The following is a 17424-nucleotide window of genomic DNA, read 5'->3' on the forward strand; positions in this document are numbered from 1 at the left end:
ACTCTGATTGAAGCTAAAATATTATCAATAATAATCAACTTGCCATCAATAATTTTAGCATTAAATATATAAAAAATAATGCTTACAATAATCTGTGATTATTATAGGATTAATGGTGTGTCATCTCTTGGGTGGAATGAGTGGCTTTTAAAAAGGTTAATCGATAGCGGATAAAGCAAAAGCTTGTTAGTAAAAGTGCAAGCAGTGCAATAAAGAAAGCTGCAAAAGAGATGTAGTGAAGACCTATTTTTTCAATAATAATGGTTCCCACTAAAGCGCCACCCCCGATGCCAATGTTAAATATGCCAGAAAAAATTGCCATCGCAATATCTGTTGCATCTGGGGCAAGCTCTAAGACTTTAAGCTGTAGCGCAAGTGCAATCCCTGTCATTGAAACGCCCCATAAGATGGCGAGAAAGAGTAGCCCATTATGAAGATAGGTACTTGGAAAGATCAATAATAACGATAGTGAGAGAAGAACAATCATTACCGGAAGAAATGCTAATGGGTATTGATTGTTCTTTTTGCTAAAAATATAACTACCTAAGATTCCCGCGCCCCCAAATATTAAGAGTAAAACGGTTGTTTTATTTGGGGAGAGTTGGGCGATAGTTTCACTAAAAGGCTCGATATAGCTATAGGCAGTAAAATGGGCGGTCACGACAAGCATGGTAATGAAGAAGATGCCAAGAAGCGCTGGGCGCTTTAAGATTAGGGGAATACTTTTAGCATTGCCGGCATTTTGACTTGGAAGGCGAGGAAGAATCAGATAGAGCACGATGAGGGTTATCAATGCGACAAGACCAATTAGGAGAAAGGTATAACGCCAGCCAACGAGTTGACCAATAATTCTTCCTAAGGGGATTCCTAGCACTGTCGCTAGCGCTGTACCTGTTGCTAATATCCCTAAAGCTTGTGATTTTTTCCCTAATGGGGCAACGCGTATCGCTAGGGCTGCTGTGATCGACCAAAATATTGCATGAGAGAGTGCGACACCAATTCTGCCTACAATTAACATCGAAAAGCTATTGGCAAAGAACGTTGCAATATGGCTGACAATAAAAATGATAAAGACAATTGTGAGTAGAGATTTTCGCTCAAAACTACTCACAAGAAGCATTAATGGAAGAGAGGCAAGCGCGACAACCCAAGCATAGATCGTAATCATTATCCCAACCTTTGCAGCTGAAAGCTCAAAGCTTGCACCAATATCGGTTAAGAGTGCAATAGGAATAAACTCGGTGGTATTAAAGACAAAACCAGCAATGGCAAGGACAATAACACGAAGCCAAGCGAGATTAAATTGTTGGTTATCTTGGGAGGTTTGCATCTATAAGATTCCTATTTTCAAGTAAAGCACAAGTAAGAGCGGCCATCACATCTTCTTTATCTGAATTTAAGTGGTAGTTATTAATATATGAGAAATAATCAATGATTGCAGTTGCCTTAGTAGTTGATTGCGAGTTTTGAATCAATAGTATCTATTTTTAGGGAAAAGATGACCTTAAAAGCATCATAATGAGGTGCTTCTTGAGATTTAACCCGTATTTTAGCAATGTTTATAGGTGATCCATCAGTTCGTTAATTTTGGCAACCCCAATAATTTCCATGCCAGGAATATCATTTTTAGGTTTATTGGCAATCGGAATAATGGCTCTTGTAAAGCCATGTTTTGCAGCTTCCTTTAGGCGCTCCTCCCCGTGTGGTACAGGGCGAACTTCTCCGGCTAAGCCTATCTCTCCAAAAATCACCAAATCTGCCGGCAATATCGTATCTCTAAAACTAGAGAAGGCGGCTGCGATAACGGCGAGATCTGAGGCTGTTTCGGTAACTTTAACACCGCCCACGGCATTAACATAGACATCTTGATCCATCATCGCAATGCCCGCATGCCGGTGGAGAACGGCAAGCAACATGGTTAACCTGTTTTGCTCTAATCCTAAAGTCACGCGGCGAGGCTGTCCGCCAAGAGAATCATCAACTAAGGATTGAATCTCGATTAGAAGCGGGCGTGTTCCTTCTCTTGTAACCATAATGACACTGCCAGAGCTTCTTTCGGGTTGTCTTGAGAGGAAAATTGCAGAAGGATTACTAATTGGTCTTAAACCGGTTCCGGTCATGGCAAAAACACCAATTTCATGAAGGGGCCCAAAGCGGTTTTTATAAGAGCGCATGATTCTAAAGCGAGAATCGACTTCGCCTTCAAAGTAGAGTACGCAATCGACCATATGTTCTAAGACGCGAGGTCCTGCTATAGCACCTTCTTTTGTCACGTGACCTGCTAAGAAAATGGAGGTGCCGGTGCGTTTAGCAAATCGTGTTAAAAGCGCAGTACTTTCACGTACTTGCCCTACATTTCCTGGGGCTGAATTAAGGAGCTCTGTAAAAATTGTCTGAATAGAGTCAATGACGATGACATCAAGATCCATCGGCTCTGCAACCCGTAGAATTTTTTCGACATTAGTTTCTGATAGTAATTGTAGTTTAGAGCCATCAAGTTGTAACCGTTCAGCGCGAAGTGCCACTTGGCTTGGGGATTCTTCCCCTGTGACATAAAGGACATTTTTACCTGAATGACTTAGGTGAATTAATGTTTGAAGCAAAATGGTAGATTTTCCAATGCCAGGATCTCCCCCGATTAAAACAACAGATCCAAAGACTAAGCCACCGCCTAATACGCGGTCTAGTTCATTAAGACCTGTAGAAAAGCGAGATAGCTCCTCTTTTTGGACATCGGTAAGAATCTGTACGCCATCGGTGCCGGCTGTTCCTGAGTATCCGGAAAGGCGTGTCGGTGTTTTTTCAACGATCATCTCTTCAATAGAGTTCCAAGCTTTACAATCTAAACATTGTCCAGCCCACTTTTGTGCGACAGCGCCGCAATCACGGCAGACAAATTGTTTTTTCTCTTTACTCATGATGATGATCCTTTAAAGCACGTTTTATATATACAGGTGATAAAAATGCCGAGACTTCAATAATCTCGGCATCTATTTTACCTCTTTTAGGAGATAAAAGGGGTTTTGCGATCGGCTATTTTCTTAAAGCTTGAGAAGCTTTTTAATTTTAGTAAAAAGGTTGTTAAGAGATCTTAGCAATAGAGGCTTCATAATTTTCTCTACTAGGCAGATAGTATGAAGCGATAGCCCCAATTAAAAGGAGAATACCCGCCATCCAAAAAGAGATGTAGTGGGTGCCATAAGTTTCATACGCAAAGCCGCCGAGCCATGTGCTTAAGGTACCGCCAATTTGATGGCCAATAAAGGCAAAACCATAGAGCATTCCCACAAGTTTTACGCCATAGATATCTGCAAGCATTCCGGACGATATTCCCATATTTCCAGCCCAAACAAGCCCCCCAATAATGGCAATAGTATAGAGCTCCCAAGGAGAGATTACGATCACAAGGATAAAAAATGCGATACCTCGAACAAAATAGATCGCCATTAATAGTAAGCGATGTTCAATTTTAGTGCTTAAACGTCCTAGCATCATTGTACTAAATACGGCCGTTAAGCCTATGAGGCTAACACCAAAGGCACTAATATTTTTGGGGAAGCCATGATCTACTAACATGGGGACTGCATGGGTTCCTAGCAAATTCATACTAAAGCCACAAGCAAAAATTCCGATGCAAAGTAGCCAAAATGGACGAGTTGAGAAAACTTGTCGTAATGTGTAATTTTTTCCTTTCATTTTTGCTTTACGAAGCGCTAATTTCTCTTGATAGATTTTAATTTCATTATCTGTTTTAAGATCTCCATTTTCAGGAGGCGTGCCACGAACAACAGCAAAAGCGACGATTAAAGTTAAAATTGCAAAAATACCGGCATATCCTAGGAGTGTTATTTCCCAGCTAAAAGATTGAATTAATGTATTAAAAACAGGTGTCATTACGGCGATTCCGGCCATTGAGCCTGTTGATAAAAAGAGTAGTGCCATGGTTCTTTTAGCAATAAACCAACTACTGATAAGCTGTGTGAAAGCAACAGGGCTTGTAAACGCTAAACCAAAAGAGAGAAGCCCGCCATAGCTTAATGCAAAGAGCCATTGGTTTGTGGTATAGACAGTAATAACTAAGGAGATTGCCACAATAATAGCGCCGATAATAAGCGTTTTTCGTGTGCCTAAACGATTGACACAAAAACCGGCAACAGGCATGCCAACCCCATAAATGAGCATACCAAATGCAATAACCGTAGATAGGGCGCTACGAGAAATTCCTAAACCTTCGCTCATCGGAATAACAAAAGGGCCGATACTCATGCGCATTCCTACGGTAATCATTGTAAGTAGGGCCGCTGAGAGAACGATCGTCCAGCCATAATACCAACCCTTATGGGGGATATTGATCTGATTTTCTGACATTTTAAGAGACTCGAATAAATAAAAGTTGAAAGTGTATAGAATGGGTATGTGATTATATAAAATAATCTTACGCTTTCAGATGGCTTTCGTAAATAGATATTATTCTCATTTTTTTAATAAATATATTATAAAATTAAATATTGATTGAGTAAAAAAGAGAGAGCTTGGGAATTTGCTCTCTTTTATTTGTTGGTTGCAGCATTACTCTTAGTTTAAAAAGAGGCTCGATATCGCCGATTCGGTGACTTTTAAACCGATTTCACTATAAGCCCATTTTTAAGCTAGCCTCAATGAAATCATCTAGATCTCCATCAAGAACCGGTTGAGGATTTCCCACTTCATAACCTGTACGAATATCGCGAATACGTGCTTGGTCTAGAACATAAGAGCGAATTTGGCTTCCCCAGCCCACATCTGCTTTAGAATCTTGTAGTGCTTCTGCGGCATCTTTTTTCTTCTGCAGCTCAAGTTCATAAAGTTTAGAACGAAGTTGCTGCATTGCGACATCTTTGTTGCGATGTTGTGAGCGCTCATTTTGACATTGCGCCACAACGCCGGTGGGAACGTGGGTAATACGAACCGCTGATTCTGTCACGTTAACGTGCTGTCCACCTGCGCCTGATGCTCTATAAACATCAATACGAAGATCCGATGGATCGATATCAATTTCGATATTGTCATCAATTTCAGGAGAGACAAAGACTGAGCAAAAAGAGGTATGACGCTTATTATTTGAGTCAAACGGTGATTTTCGTACTAAACGATGAACGCCCGTTTCGGTGCGAAGCCAGCCGTAAGCATGATCGCCTTCAAAGCGAATACTCGCTGATTTAATGCCGGCAACATCGCCAGGAGAGGCTTCTAATAGCTCTGTTTTAAAGCCATGATCTTCACCCCAGCGTAGATACATTCTTAAAACCATTGATGCCCAATCTTGCGCTTCAGTACCACCTGCACCTGCCTGGATATCTAGATAAGCATTACTACCATCCATTTCGCCACTGAACATTCTTTTAAATTCAAATTCTTCAATGGTTTTAGTAAAGCCTGCAAGATCCTCTTGAACCATCTCAAGCGTCTCTTCATCATTTTCCATTTTCGCAAGCTCTACAAGATCTTTCGCATCATTAAGGCTTGATTCAAGGCGAATCATGCCATTGACGAAATCATCTAAAACAGCGCGTTCTTGTCCCAGTTTTTGCGCTTTTTCTGGATTATTAGTCCAGATATTGGGATCTTCCAATTCCATTAAGACTTCGGTTAAGCGTTCTTGCTTTGTATCGAAGTCAAAGATACCTCCGAAGGTCAGCGGCTCTTTCAGCAAGATCTTCAATGGTGTGATTGAGTGTGTTAATTAATTCCATGGATCACCCTCATAGTTATGTTTTTTAGTAAAAGAAATATATATTAAAGTGAATGAAGGATAAAGTTTTTCATCCACCTTTTATTTGAAGCGGTTATTATACGTGAAGTTATGAATAAGTTTTATATTTGCTCAATCGAGCCTTTTACATTTTTTATGATGAAACTTATCAGTGTTATTCTCTTCGTGAACCCTCAAACATAGCTGTTGTATGTCCCCTTTATTAAATGGAATACATCCTTTATCACTAAAGTCTTGAGTGGACGATGAGCATAACAAATGTTTGTCACCCAATTTAAAGCGAGTATAGGCGCTAAATATTAAGTCCTTTTCAAAAAGATCTATATCTGAGTTATGGAGACCCGTATGATATATAGCTTCAATTAAGTTTTTATTTAAAAGTTGGTAGTAGCTTTCTGTTTCAGAAATAATCCCCAGGTTTATTAAAACTTTATTTTGAAAGTTGTTTTGAAATGAAAAGAATAGGGTTGTTGATATGTAGATAATTATAAAATAGAAGATACCGTCAGTCATTAAGGCACGTTTAGGCTCTGTGACACATGGACTTAATTTTTTTTGCTTTGAAATAGCTAAGTCTTTCATTATTAGTATTAAACCTGGGATATAGCCCATAATTAAAGCGATACTTGTAACTTTAAGAATATAAGGGAGCTCCTTACTCGAATTTATAGGGATTAGATCAAAAAATAATGAGACCGGAGCTGTAGTTACGAATGCCGAGGCTGTTATTACTAGTATCATTGCAATAGTTTTTTTACCTTGCTGTTTTGGCTTTTTTACAAATTTTAAGATAAAAATGCCTATTACAAAAGGTAAAAGAATCAGGATAAGAAACAAAATATAAGTATTTATGAGGTTCTTTTGGATATTTAATAGAATTGATACGTAGATAATTGCAGATAGAAAGATAGATGCTATTAGGGATATTACTTTATTACTTAGATTATTTTTTTGTATTATTAAAAGTAATATTGATGGTGCCCAAGAAACTATAAGGAAAGCAGTGAAAATGAATATTGAGAATACGGCTAAAAATATTAGGTTGGAGGAAGTCATAATTGCTTCGTAGTAGATAGATAGCCAGCCTATTTTTTTTTAAATATGAATAAAGAAAAATATACGGCATTAAAAAAAAGAAGAGGTATATAATTTTTTCAGCATATTCAATTTTGAAAAAGGGTATTTTAGCTTTTTTGTTTAAAAAACATTCCATCATATAATTCCAGTTCTACATAAAAAAACCGAAGATCATATATATCTTCGGTTCTTGTGAATAATTTTATCAAAAAAATGACTAATTAAAGATTGTTATCGATAAATTGTGTTAATTGTGCTTTGTTAAGTGCACCTACGTGCTGTGCAACAATTTCACCATTTTTGAAGATCATTAATGCAGGAATTCCACGGATTTGGAATTTAACTGCAGTATCTTGGTTGTTTTGTACATCTAATTTAACAACCTTTAATTTGCCTGAATACTCATCAGATGCTGCTTCAACAATCGGAGTGATCATACGGCAAGGGGCGCACCAATCTGCCCAAAAATCCACTAATACAGGAAGTTCTGCGTTTAAAACTTCAGCTTCAAAAGTTGCGTCCGTCGCATTGACTAAATTGCTCATCGTACTCTCTCCTTAAAGAAGTTGATCAAGATATCCAAAATTAGATTTGGATTTTTCTATATAAAATATGATAATACCTGAGATATTACAACTGAAAACAGGGTAAATAACAAGGTTTGAACTGTATAATTTTTTCAAACAAGGTTATTAAAAAAATTTATTACCAAGCACATTTAATTGAGGGTTTAGGTCGTCATCTATGGGAAAACCACATTTAACTTCTATGAAGTTTACAGATTTAAATTTACATGATTCACTGAAAGAGAGCTTAGTCGATAATGGCTATGAATTTTGTACGGAAATTCAGGAGAAAGCTTTACCTGTGCTATTAAAGGGGCAGGATGTTACGGGGCAAGCTCAAACAGGAACAGGTAAGACGGCGACATTCTTATTAGCAACGCTCAATCACTTAATGACAGTTCCTGTAGAAGAGGGAAAAAAAGGCCCTTATGCGATTATTATGGCGCCAACACGTGAACTTGCGGTGCAGATTCATGAAGATGCCAAAATGCTTGGGCGTTATACGGGATTAAAATATGCACTTCTCTACGGAGGCGCTGCATATGGTACGCAAAATGAAGCATTAGAAGCCGATCCTGATATCGTTATTGGAACTGTTGGACGTATTTTAGATTACTTTAAGCAGAAGAAACTCAATCTTCGTAATGTGGAAGTATTTGTATTAGATGAAGCAGATAGAATGTTTGATCTAGGCTTCATTAGTGATATTCGCTTCCTTTTAAGACAGATGCCTAAAGTAGAAAAACGTCAAAATATGCTGTTTTCAGCAACATTTTCACAGCGTATTTTTGAGCTCGCTTATGAGCATATGAATGATGCTGAGCTTGTTAAAGTTGAAGCCGAGCAAGTGACAGGTTCACGTATTACACAGCGTTTATACCATGTCTCTTCAGATGAAAAGTTAAAGTTACTCTTTGGTCTTTTAAAGAAAGAGAAAGCAGAGCGTTCAATTGTGTTTGTAAATACTAAACGCTCAGCGGATGAAGTATTTAATACGCTCAATGCGAATGGTTATAAAGCGGCGGTTCTTTCGGGAGATATTCCCCAAAATCGTCGTGAAAAACTTTTAGAAGAGTTTAAAAATGGTGAGCTTTCTATTATGGTGGCAACAGATGTTGCTGCGCGTGGTCTGCATATTCCTGATGTTACTCATGTATTTAACTACGATTTACCGCAAGATGTGGAAGATTACGTTCACCGAATTGGTCGTACCGCGCGCGCTGGTGCTGAAGGAACTGCAATTACCTTTGCTTGTGAAGAGTATGTCTATTCATTAATGGATATCCAAGATTACATCAAAGAAGAGATTCCTGTTGAATCAATTACAGAAGAGTTATTGATCACGCCTGAAGTTACGCCGCCACCAGCTGAGCGTCGAGATAATCGTCAACGTAGAACACGCAATAACCCGCGTAATAATCAGCACCGAGGTCCGGAAGGAGCTCAACGTGGTAATCGTCGTCAACCGCGTCGTCGTCAAGAAGGGGAAGGCAATGAAAATGCACCAGTTGCTGAAAATGTCGCAACCCCCAATAGAGAAAGCGAAGCACCAGAAGTAGCACAAGGGGGCGAGAATCAATCACAAGATAATCAAAATCGCCGTCCGGCTCGCCGAGGCGTTCGTAGAAACCGTCGTCCTAATCAAAATAGACGTCGTCAAAATTCAGAAGCGCCGCAAGAATCATAAGGCTAGCGCTTTTTAGGTTTTACTCATGAGTCTCTCTTTTGGTAATACATTAGAGAGATTTATTGTTTTAGTTATGAGTCAATAAATACAAAGGATTATATGAAAAAGTTAGGATTACTCATGGCTTCATTAGCATTATTAGCAGGTTGTGCAACCGGCGTTGAAGATGGTAAAGGAAGTTATTCAGGAAAAGGGCGCGTCGTCTCTATTGTGGTCAATGAAGAGGGCAATAGTGAAGTCGGTGTTGAAACAACAGATAGAGGACATGTTCCTGTTGTGGTAAAAGGGGAAATCGATATTTTTCCAGGGCAAAATGTTAAGGTCCAACGCAATAGCCGTGGTTTAGGGTCGATTACAGCACTATAATAGGGATTGATTAATCATGCATTTCACTTATGATATTGAGTGACATTTAGTAAGCTGCTATTTTTAGCAGCTTCTTCTTTTGAAGGATAAAATCTTTTTGGATAGATAGATTTTATAAGTGATGAAAAAGGTATCTATTTTTGATATCAAGGCGTTAGGTTTTATAAAAGGAAAAGAATGATGCAAATTGAGAGTGAAGTGAATAATGAAGAACGTTTACCTGAACCTTCCTATGATGAATATGCGCTCTCAGCGAAGCTTGCTTTTGAGTTAGTCTCTGAAATAAAAGCGACAGGGGCGATGCCTTTTTCTCGTTTTTTTGATCAAGCGCTCTATCATCCCACACTTGGATACTATACGGGTCCTCAGGCAGTTTTTGGGCGGGAGGGAGACTTTATTACAGCACCTTTAATTTCGGATCTTTTTTCTCGATCATTGGCCAATCAGATTATTGAGATTGGTGATCTTATCGATGATGCGTACCAGATTCTAGAGATCGGTGCCGGCAATGGCACAATGGCTCGTGATATTTTGCTGCATCTTAAAAAAGCGGGAAAACTCCCCGATAAATATCTCATTTTAGAAGTTTCACCAAATCTTATTGAGCGACAAAAAACATTAATTGCTGAGGCTTTACCAGATTATATAGATCAAGTTGTATGGATTGATTCACCGCCAACATCTGCTTGGAAAGGGGTGATCGTTGCTAATGAAGTATTAGATGCTTTAAGTGTTGAACGTTTTAAAATGGTTGAGGGAAAGCCGCAATACGTAGATGTGGGATTAACTATCAATGATTCTGATAAAACAGTGGTGTTTACGCCGGTTTTAAGAGAAGCAGATACTGCGCTAGAGGATTTTTATGAAACATTAAAAACTCGGGGAATTGAGCTTCCTGAAGGCTACGAAACAGAGTATTGTCCCCATTTAGAGAGTTGGTTACCGCCACTTTTTGAATTTTTAACACAAGGCACCGCACTCTTTATTGATTATGGTTATGATGAGAAAGAGTATTATCGTCCAGAGCGAATGACCGGAACGTTAATTGCTCATTATAAGCATCGAGCCCATGAAGATTTCTATCTCTATCCCGGATTGCAAGATTTAACCGCAAACGTCAATTTTACGCAAGCAGCAACTGTTTTAGTGGATATGGGGTTAGAGTTCTTAGGCTATACTTCGCAATCTTATTTCTTATTAGGCAATAAGTTACAAGAGTTAGTTGCGATAGATAAAGCTGAGCTGCCAGACACACAAGAGGGAGAACTTGCATGGTTTGAATTATCAAAGCGAGTTCAGCATTTGATTCATCCTGAAGAGATGGGGGAGCGTTTTAAAGTCTTAGCGGTTGGGAAAAACTTTGATCATGCTCTACAAGGATTTGAATTACATGATTATGCCCATCATCTATAGTTGTGCCGGAAATTATCTGAAATAGCATCAGCTTATATAAGTGATAGAAAGAGAGATCCATTAAGGATCTCTTTTTTACCTCAAGGGATTTTATAGTCGATTTAAGAAGTACTTTCTTAAAAGTAAAATAGTACAGTGCGTGCATTAAACTAGCTTGCATAATGCCGGATAGAACGGCTTTTTCGTTTTTCATAAGCGATGCCCCGGCAATCTGATTCAGTCACTTTTAAACCGATTTCACTATACATCACTATAAATAGCTGGTACGGGATTTTAGAAAGAACACGAAATATTCCCTTCAGCCGTGCATAAATCTATAAAGGCTCGTATTAAACAGTACTTACAAGCTGCTGGGTAGAACGTATTTCTTATTGTTAATAGATGATGTGCCGGCATTTAAATCAGCCTGTTTTGAACCTACTTCACTATATAATGACTTGGAGTAGCAATTAGCCCATTATTGCTTCTAGTTCTTTGATTTTATCGATAAAAATAGCGCCATATTGATCAAGCTTTTTCATTCCAACGCCTTTGATATTAAGGAATGCACCTGGCGTTTTGGGTTTAAGCTCTGCGATCTCTCTTAATGTTGCATCTGTAAAAATTGCATATGCCGGCACATCTCGTTCACGGGCAAGCTCTAAGCGTAGTTCACGAAGTGGCTCATAAAAAGGTGCGCGATAATGGCTTTCAGGATTAGAGACTTCTCTATGAACAATTAAGTCTTGACGATGGAAGAGTTGCTTTTCACCTTTAAGAATCGCTTTTGCTTCATTTTTAAGTTTTAAAATGGGGCGAGCATCAGGCGTTTGGTAGAGATATCCACGAGCAATAAGCGTCATAATCATCTCCCGAATAGCGCGATCAGAGTAGTTACTCATAATGCCGTAAGTTGAAACTTTATCGAGATTTCGCTCTAAAATTTGTTGGTTTTTAGAGCCTCGTAATACTTGAATAACGGTGGTTAACCCATAGTTTTGTTCCACTCGATAGACACAAGAGAGTATTTTTTGCGCTTCAATTGTAATATTAATTTTCGGCGTTGTATTAGTACAATTTCCGCAGTTATCACAGCTTTCAAAGCTTGGAACTTCTGAGAAGTAACGCAAAATATCCGCGCGAAGGCACTCTTCTGAATGGCAATAATCAATGAGGGATTGCAGATTTTGATAGAGGATTGTTTTGCGCTCAGGATCCACTAAGAATTCATTATTTTCAATTAAATATTTCTGATTGGAGATATCTCTTGGAGAATACATTAAAAGGCAATGTGCAGGATCCCCATCTCTTCCGGCGCGTCCCGCTTCTTGGTAGTAAGCTTCCATGTTTTGCGGCATATTGTAATGGATGACAAAGCGGACATTAGATTTATCGATTCCCATTCCAAAAGCATTGGTTGCGACAATAATTTGTGTTTTATCAAAGATAAAGGCATTTTGATTCGCTTCTCGATCATCGCTTAGCATTCCCCCGTGGTAACTTAATGCATTAAAGCCTGACTTTTGGAGAAACTCTGTTAATGTCTCCACACTTTTACGAGTAGCGCAGTAGATAATACCGGCATCTTTGGGGTAAAATCGCTTGATAAAATCAACGATATATTGGCGTTTATCTGATACTTTAAGAACCTCAAAGGTAAGATTCTTACGATCAAAGCTAATAATCGATTCTATCGGTGCTTGTAGATGGAGTAGTTGTTTGATCTCATCAATAACATCGAGCGTTGCAGTGGCTGTATAAGCTCCAATAGGTGGGCGATAAGGAAGTTGATAGACAAAATCAACAATCTCCCCATAAGCGGGGCGAAAATCATGACCCCATTTAGAGATACAGTGCGCCTCATCTACGGCAATAAAACTAATAGGAACTGCGGAGAAGAGATTACGAATAGAATAGGTATTTAGGCGCTCGGGGGCAATATAGATAATCTTAAAACGGTTTTCTCGAATGCCGATTAAGCGCTCTCGTAGCGTCTCTTCATCTAAAGTACTATTAATAAAGGTTGCAGAAATACCAATTTCAGAGAGGGAATCGACCTGATCTTTCATAAGTGAGATCAGTGGGGAGATTACAAGTGTGATATGGGGAAGGAGTAGCGCTGGGATTTGATAGCAGAGAGATTTTCCGCCACCTGTTGGCATGATGCCAAGCGCATCTTTGCCTTCTAAGATTGCATTGATCAGCGTCTCTTGACCATCGCGAAATTCGCTATAGCCAAAATATTTTTGCAACGCTTGATGTGCTTTCAATTGAATCACTCCCTTTTAGAAAACGCTTTAAACAGTAGCAGAAATGCCCTTTAAAGTATAGTGTTTCTCAATTTACTTAAGCAATCTAAAAAGTAAGAAGCCATTATTTGGTGAGGAGATTATCCACTTCATTGAGTGTTGCGATAAATTCTGCGAGAGAGTCTGTTTCAAGCTTTTTCATTGCGCTAGCACGCTGGACTTCAACGGTGCGCACAGAGATAGATTCTTTCTCGGCAATCTCTTTATTCGTCAACCCCTCATAAACAAGGCTTGCGATCTGCTTTTCTCTCTCTGTTAAGGTATTAAATTGTGTAATGATCTTGTTTTGATTCGCGCGTGCTAAGGTCGTCTTTTCTGCACGCTCAAGGGCGGCTATTAAGGTTGTTAAATCAATTGGCTTCTCTAAAAAATCAACAGCCCCTTCTTGAAGTGTTTTAACGGCAGTAGAGACTTCACCATGACCGGTTAAGATAATCGCTCCAATGGGGCTTTGGTGGTTTTTGAGCATTGTAATAACCGCATCACCAGAGAGTCTTGGCATTCTTAAATCGACAATAGCAATTGCCGGCAAACTTAAATCAACCCCTTCAATAAAGGCTTTTCCATCTTCCCAAAGAGTTGTGGGGTAGTTTAGTGTTGAGACTAAAAACTCACAAGATTCACGAACATCAGGTTCATCATCAACAATATGGACGGTTAATGTTTTCATGAGTCATCCTTTTGGCTAATTAATGGAATTGGAAAGAGGTTTTATTATAAATTATTACAAAGGAATTATCTTTTTTGATCATGAACTGTAGTTAATAATGCAATGTGTTTTAAGGCATTGATCTATTTTGATGTAAAAAAGTAGCAGTAAACAGGATAGTAATGCGCAAATAGCTCCGATTAAGCCGATAGATAATGCAGGCAGAAACCCTTGGCCTTGACGAGCGATCAGTAATATAGGGATTAAGGAGAGAAAAAAGGAGATAGTAGCGCCAAGAATAATGGTAAAACTCAACCAACGCCAAATAAGTTTTAGGGAGAGAGGGACTCTATATAGCCTATTTTTAAGATATTGATAGCTATAAGCTGCTGTAATAAGAGCGGGAGGACCACTAAATAATAGCGCAAATATACTCATGGAATCTGGAGTGAGTAATAGAAGGCTGACGATTATTACAGCAGAGAGAAAGATATGTACGGAAAATTGCAAGGGATCTGAGATGTAAGGTGCTTTTGTGGAAATGATTTTATTGATGAAAATGCTCGTTAGATAGAGTATTAATCCCCCAATAAGGATGAGGAAAGCAGCTAATATTCCTAAACCAAGGTTGATTTCAACACCAAAATATAGCGGAAGAGGAATGAATGAGGGGCTTAGAAAAAATATCACTAAAAATGGCATTAATGGAAGGATAATAGGTGACTTAGAAGATCGTTGTGGAGTGTTTTTTTGCATTATAAAGAGGGATATTATTAATATTTAAAAGGGATAATCATTTCTATTGTCTGAGTTTAGAAAATTTTCATCGTATTAGGTAAAACAGATGTAATAATTTTTACGGAGGTAAAAAGAGTAGCGCAAGAGAGTAATGAGGCTATAAGGCCTATAGCTCCAAACATTAATGTAAAGGTGATAATAATGCCGGGATCATCACTTTGAAAGATCACAAGGAAAGCACCTGTAATGATTCCAATCATTATTCCAGTAAGCGCTGTTAGGCTTAGCCATATTAGATGCTTAAAGCGAAGGTGGTTTTTTTTCTGGAGCTTTATTAAGATAACGTAGCTGATAAGAGCCACTATTAATAGCGGTAAAGCGCCATTGGTTATTAGCGATAAAGACGCAGGATCAATGAGATAAATGGTAAAAAGGATCGCTATTATCAAAAAGAGATAGATGATCGAGACTAATATCATGCGATAAGGCTGCGAGACATGCGCCATCTTTTGCTGAAGGTAGATCGCAATAATATAGAGTAGTGCAATAAGGGAGATATAACTAAAGATATAGGCGGTTATTAAAAAAACAATTCCTATTAAAGAGGTAAAGTTTGCGTAAAGATAGATTGGCAAAAAGGAGATACTTAATGGGAATGAGGCAAAAAAAGGTGAGATAGGTTGATGCATCATGGAATCCCTTATAAAAATAGATATTGGCTATCATAACCTATCTTTTTAAAACTTCATCTCTTTGTTTTTATTGGCACTTATTTGTTTTTTTATTTATCAAGCGTTAGCTCCCGTGAGAGAATTAATCTCACAGCAGCTCCTTGCTTTCCATCTTTGCGATTATCGATTCTAAGTTTTCCATCGATACTTTCAATGAGTCTTTGACAGATGACTAATCCTAATCCTAAACCATCTTCTTTAGAGGTTCTAAAAGGGACAAATGGAGCATTAAGTTCTGCTTCATCAAATCCAGGTCCATTATCAAAGATAAAAAGCTTGATATATTTGGGGTAGATTTTACTACGAATTTCTATCAATGTTGCGCCGGCTTGTGCGGAGTTCATAAGACAGTTTGCGATCACTTGTTCTAAGATTGAAGGCGTTAGAATTATGGTAAAGTCATCGGGGATATTGACGCTAATATTAATATCATTACGAATTCTCAAGCGAGTAATCTCAATAATGCGTTCGAGAAACAGTTTAAGATTAACCGCTTCTCGAATGGAGCTCTCTTTAGGCTTGGCCCATGATCGTAAATTTTTAATAATATTATGGCATTGGCTGACCTGTTCATTGATTTTTTGCATAGGCATTAAGAGCGGATGATTTTCACGCTCTTTTTTAAGAATCATTATACTGCCCTCGGCATAGTTACGAATCGTTGAAAGTGGTTGATTTAACTCATGCCCAATGCCACTTGCCATCTCCCCTAAGATATTCATCCGATCTGCTTTAGAGAGCATCGCTTCATAGTCGTGCATCATTTTATAAGCTAAGTCGAGTTGTTTTCGCCTTTTTGTTGCCGCGTAACTAAGCCAGAGATGGTTAATAAGCAAAATTAATAAAAAGAGTGCAAAGAAAAGAAGCCAAATTTTATTAGTAACGGCTAAGCGAAAGAGCGTTTCAAACAGGGTTTCTTGCCCTTCATAAAACTTCACATCATAAGTAAGTTGGCTAATTTCTGCTAAAGTATATGGGAGCTGCCATGTGGGAAGTGTTGGATCTGCTGCTCTAAAGAGCTCTGCTTGAATACTTTTTGCAATATCGCTATCTAAAGAATCTAGAGCGGCCAGTGACCAGCTAGGGAGGAGGTTCGTACTTGTTTGGCAATCAAACCCTTCAATCTGTTTAGGGTTAATTAAGCGAAAATTTCCTTTAGGCAAAATATCTTGTCTTTCTAAACGCTCATAAAGGCACGCCGGCACGATAATGGCATCATTTTGATGATCAGCAAGTTTGTTAAAGAGCGTCTCAATAGGAAAGCCATGATATTGAAAATAGATATTTTTTCGAAGTTCTGGCACATTTTGCATCATCTCATGATAAGCCAGTAAAAATCCTCCTAATGCTTTAGTACTGACGGCGCCAATATTTTTGCCATAAAGATCACTTAAAGTTTCGATAGGGCTCTCTTCATTGACCCAAATACTACTGCCGATTTTAGCGTTAGTGTCTTCTAAATGGATATTTTCCTCTAAACTTGCAACCCAACGAACGGGAACGTTGGTTTGTAAATTCACAAAAACGCCTTGATGAGAGAGAAGAAGATCAATGGCTCCGCTATTGACTTCTGCTTCTATATTATTAATTTGAAGCGGCTTTAAAATAAAGTGTAGCTCCGGCAAAGCACTATTGAGTGCTTGAATCCAAGCGCACCACTCCCTTTCTGCCGTTGCATCGCCATAAGGTGCTAAAACGCCAATAGTGATGCGCGTTGTGTCTTCTGATTTATGGGAAGGTGAACATTGGGTTTGAAGATTAGAGGTTTGTTGCAGTGTTTGTTGCTGTAGAAGATCTAGCGCATTTTTAGAAACCTGTGCTAATGAAGGATTGAGCGTACTTATCACCACCATGATTAAAAGCCATATATGCCTCATTTTACTAATTTGAAGCAGAATGATCTTCATGCCTTTTAGTAAGGCTGATAATTCATCATGCTGTGATAGATACTTTTTTAGCATAGTGATCTCTTTTTATTGCTCTCATTATTTGTAATCTCGATCAACGCCTTATCAAGATTTTTTGGGGATTATTGCCAAGATAACGCCTTCATTTTGTGATGAGGCTTTGAAAAAGTCACGCTTTTTAAGTGATCTGGGCTTTATTGAGGGTTTATTTATTGCTCTAGGTCAGTTTTTGTCAGCTTATGTGGTTTAC

The 17424-nt window shown here is 38.6% G+C and carries 14 protein-coding genes; 3 read left to right on the forward strand and 11 right to left on the reverse strand.

What is annotated here, in order from left to right; translation table 11 throughout:
• Nucleotides 1–109: 109 nt before the first annotated feature.
• The 6 genes from MMG00_RS01825 to trxA all read right to left on the reverse strand — a co-directional run bounded on the left by MMG00_RS01825 (nucleotide 110) and on the right by trxA (nucleotide 7374).
• Nucleotides 110–1330 (reverse strand): sugar transporter, encoded by a 1221-nt coding sequence (locus tag MMG00_RS01825; RefSeq protein ID WP_242150566.1) that lies wholly within the window; start codon nucleotides 1328–1330, stop codon nucleotides 110–112.
• A 229-nt stretch (nucleotides 1331–1559) separates the two neighbouring features.
• Nucleotides 1560–2918 carry a DNA repair protein RadA gene (gene radA / locus MMG00_RS01830; protein WP_242150569.1) on the reverse strand — a complete coding sequence of 453 codons (1359 nt, stop codon included), beginning with the start codon at nucleotides 2916–2918 and terminating at the stop codon, nucleotides 1560–1562.
• A 163-nt stretch (nucleotides 2919–3081) separates the two neighbouring features.
• On the reverse strand, nucleotides 3082–4368 hold the full coding sequence (locus MMG00_RS01835) for an MFS transporter (protein WP_242150572.1): 1287 nt from the start codon (nucleotides 4366–4368) through the stop codon (nucleotides 3082–3084).
• 262 nt (nucleotides 4369–4630) lie between these two features.
• Nucleotides 4631–5732, reverse strand: a protein-coding gene (gene prfB / locus MMG00_RS01840; protein ID WP_242150575.1) for a peptide chain release factor 2 whose coding sequence is annotated in 2 segments (ribosomal slippage) — nucleotides 4631–5656 and nucleotides 5658–5732 — 1101 coding nt in all. Because the reading frame shifts where the segments join, the coding sequence is not laid out codon by codon here.
• 131 nt (nucleotides 5733–5863) lie between these two features.
• A complete protein-coding gene (locus MMG00_RS01845; protein WP_242150577.1) occupies nucleotides 5864–6808 on the reverse strand; it encodes a hypothetical protein in 945 nt (314 codons plus the stop codon).
• A gap of 242 nt (nucleotides 6809–7050) precedes the next feature.
• Nucleotides 7051–7374 carry a thioredoxin gene (trxA, locus tag MMG00_RS01850; RefSeq protein ID WP_242150580.1) on the reverse strand — a complete coding sequence of 108 codons (324 nt, stop codon included), beginning with the start codon at nucleotides 7372–7374 and terminating at the stop codon, nucleotides 7051–7053.
• Nucleotides 7375–7573: 199 nt separating this feature from the next.
• Here trxA and MMG00_RS01855 point away from each other — a divergent pair, with 199 nt between their 5' ends.
• The 3 genes from MMG00_RS01855 to MMG00_RS01865 all read left to right on the forward strand — a co-directional run bounded on the left by MMG00_RS01855 (nucleotide 7574) and on the right by MMG00_RS01865 (nucleotide 10861).
• Nucleotides 7574–9082 carry a DEAD/DEAH box helicase gene (locus tag MMG00_RS01855; protein ID WP_242150583.1) on the forward strand — a complete coding sequence of 503 codons (1509 nt, stop codon included), beginning with the start codon at nucleotides 7574–7576 and terminating at the stop codon, nucleotides 9080–9082.
• Nucleotides 9083–9181: 99 nt separating this feature from the next.
• Nucleotides 9182–9448, forward strand: coding sequence for a hypothetical protein (locus MMG00_RS01860; protein WP_242150586.1), 267 nt, complete (start codon nucleotides 9182–9184; stop codon nucleotides 9446–9448).
• A gap of 177 nt (nucleotides 9449–9625) precedes the next feature.
• Nucleotides 9626–10861, forward strand: a complete 1236-nt coding sequence (locus MMG00_RS01865) for a class I SAM-dependent methyltransferase (protein ID WP_242150587.1) — start codon at nucleotides 9626–9628, stop codon at nucleotides 10859–10861.
• Nucleotides 10862–11310: 449 nt separating this feature from the next.
• Here the strand turns inward: MMG00_RS01865 and recQ are convergent, their stop codons facing one another.
• From recQ to MMG00_RS01890, 5 genes are all read right to left on the reverse strand, one after another.
• Nucleotides 11311–13119 (reverse strand): DNA helicase RecQ, encoded by a 1809-nt coding sequence (gene recQ, locus MMG00_RS01870; RefSeq protein WP_432805925.1) that lies wholly within the window; start codon nucleotides 13117–13119, stop codon nucleotides 11311–11313.
• A 94-nt stretch (nucleotides 13120–13213) separates the two neighbouring features.
• The gene (locus MMG00_RS01875; RefSeq protein ID WP_242150593.1) at nucleotides 13214–13819 is read right to left on the reverse strand and encodes a sigma-70 family RNA polymerase sigma factor; all 606 of its coding nucleotides are present in this window, start codon (nucleotides 13817–13819) and stop codon (nucleotides 13214–13216) included.
• Nucleotides 13820–13897: 78 nt separating this feature from the next.
• Nucleotides 13898–14554: a hypothetical protein gene (locus tag MMG00_RS01880; RefSeq protein WP_242150596.1), complete on the reverse strand. Its 657-nt coding sequence runs from the start codon at nucleotides 14552–14554 to the stop codon at nucleotides 13898–13900.
• 56 nt (nucleotides 14555–14610) lie between these two features.
• Nucleotides 14611–15228 (reverse strand): hypothetical protein, encoded by a 618-nt coding sequence (locus MMG00_RS01885; RefSeq protein ID WP_242150598.1) that lies wholly within the window; start codon nucleotides 15226–15228, stop codon nucleotides 14611–14613.
• A gap of 89 nt (nucleotides 15229–15317) precedes the next feature.
• Entirely contained in the window at nucleotides 15318–17228 is a 1911-nt protein-coding gene (locus MMG00_RS01890; RefSeq protein WP_242150601.1) for a PhnD/SsuA/transferrin family substrate-binding protein, read from the reverse strand.
• Between the last annotated feature and the right edge of the window lie 196 nt (nucleotides 17229–17424).

The organism is Ignatzschineria rhizosphaerae (assembly GCF_022655595.1).
Classification (GTDB): domain Bacteria; phylum Pseudomonadota; class Gammaproteobacteria; order Cardiobacteriales; family Wohlfahrtiimonadaceae; genus Ignatzschineria; species Ignatzschineria rhizosphaerae.

Excerpts from the sequence above, each read along its gene's own strand:
- MMG00_RS01825 (WP_242150566.1), bottom strand. The coding sequence starts at position 1,330 with ATGCAAACCTCCCAAGATAACCAACAATTTAATCTCGCTTGGCTTCGT.
- radA (WP_242150569.1), bottom strand. The coding sequence starts at position 2,918 with ATGAGTAAAGAGAAAAAACAATTTGTCTGCCGTGATTGCGGCGCTGTC.
- MMG00_RS01835 (WP_242150572.1), bottom strand. The coding sequence starts at position 4,368 with ATGTCAGAAAATCAGATCAATATCCCCCATAAGGGTTGGTATTATGGC.
- MMG00_RS01845 (WP_242150577.1), bottom strand. The coding sequence starts at position 6,808 with ATGACTTCCTCCAACCTAATATTTTTAGCCGTATTCTCAATATTCATT.
- trxA (WP_242150580.1), bottom strand. The coding sequence starts at position 7,374 with ATGAGCAATTTAGTCAATGCGACGGACGCAACTTTTGAAGCTGAAGTT.
- MMG00_RS01855 (WP_242150583.1), top strand. The coding sequence starts at position 7,574 with ATGGGAAAACCACATTTAACTTCTATGAAGTTTACAGATTTAAATTTA.
- MMG00_RS01860 (WP_242150586.1), top strand. The coding sequence starts at position 9,182 with ATGAAAAAGTTAGGATTACTCATGGCTTCATTAGCATTATTAGCAGGT.
- MMG00_RS01865 (WP_242150587.1), top strand. The coding sequence starts at position 9,626 with ATGATGCAAATTGAGAGTGAAGTGAATAATGAAGAACGTTTACCTGAA.
- MMG00_RS01875 (WP_242150593.1), bottom strand. The coding sequence starts at position 13,819 with ATGAAAACATTAACCGTCCATATTGTTGATGATGAACCTGATGTTCGT.
- MMG00_RS01880 (WP_242150596.1), bottom strand. The coding sequence starts at position 14,554 with ATGCAAAAAAACACTCCACAACGATCTTCTAAGTCACCTATTATCCTT.
- MMG00_RS01885 (WP_242150598.1), bottom strand. The coding sequence starts at position 15,228 with ATGATGCATCAACCTATCTCACCTTTTTTTGCCTCATTCCCATTAAGT.
- MMG00_RS01890 (WP_242150601.1), bottom strand. The coding sequence starts at position 17,228 with ATGCTAAAAAAGTATCTATCACAGCATGATGAATTATCAGCCTTACTA.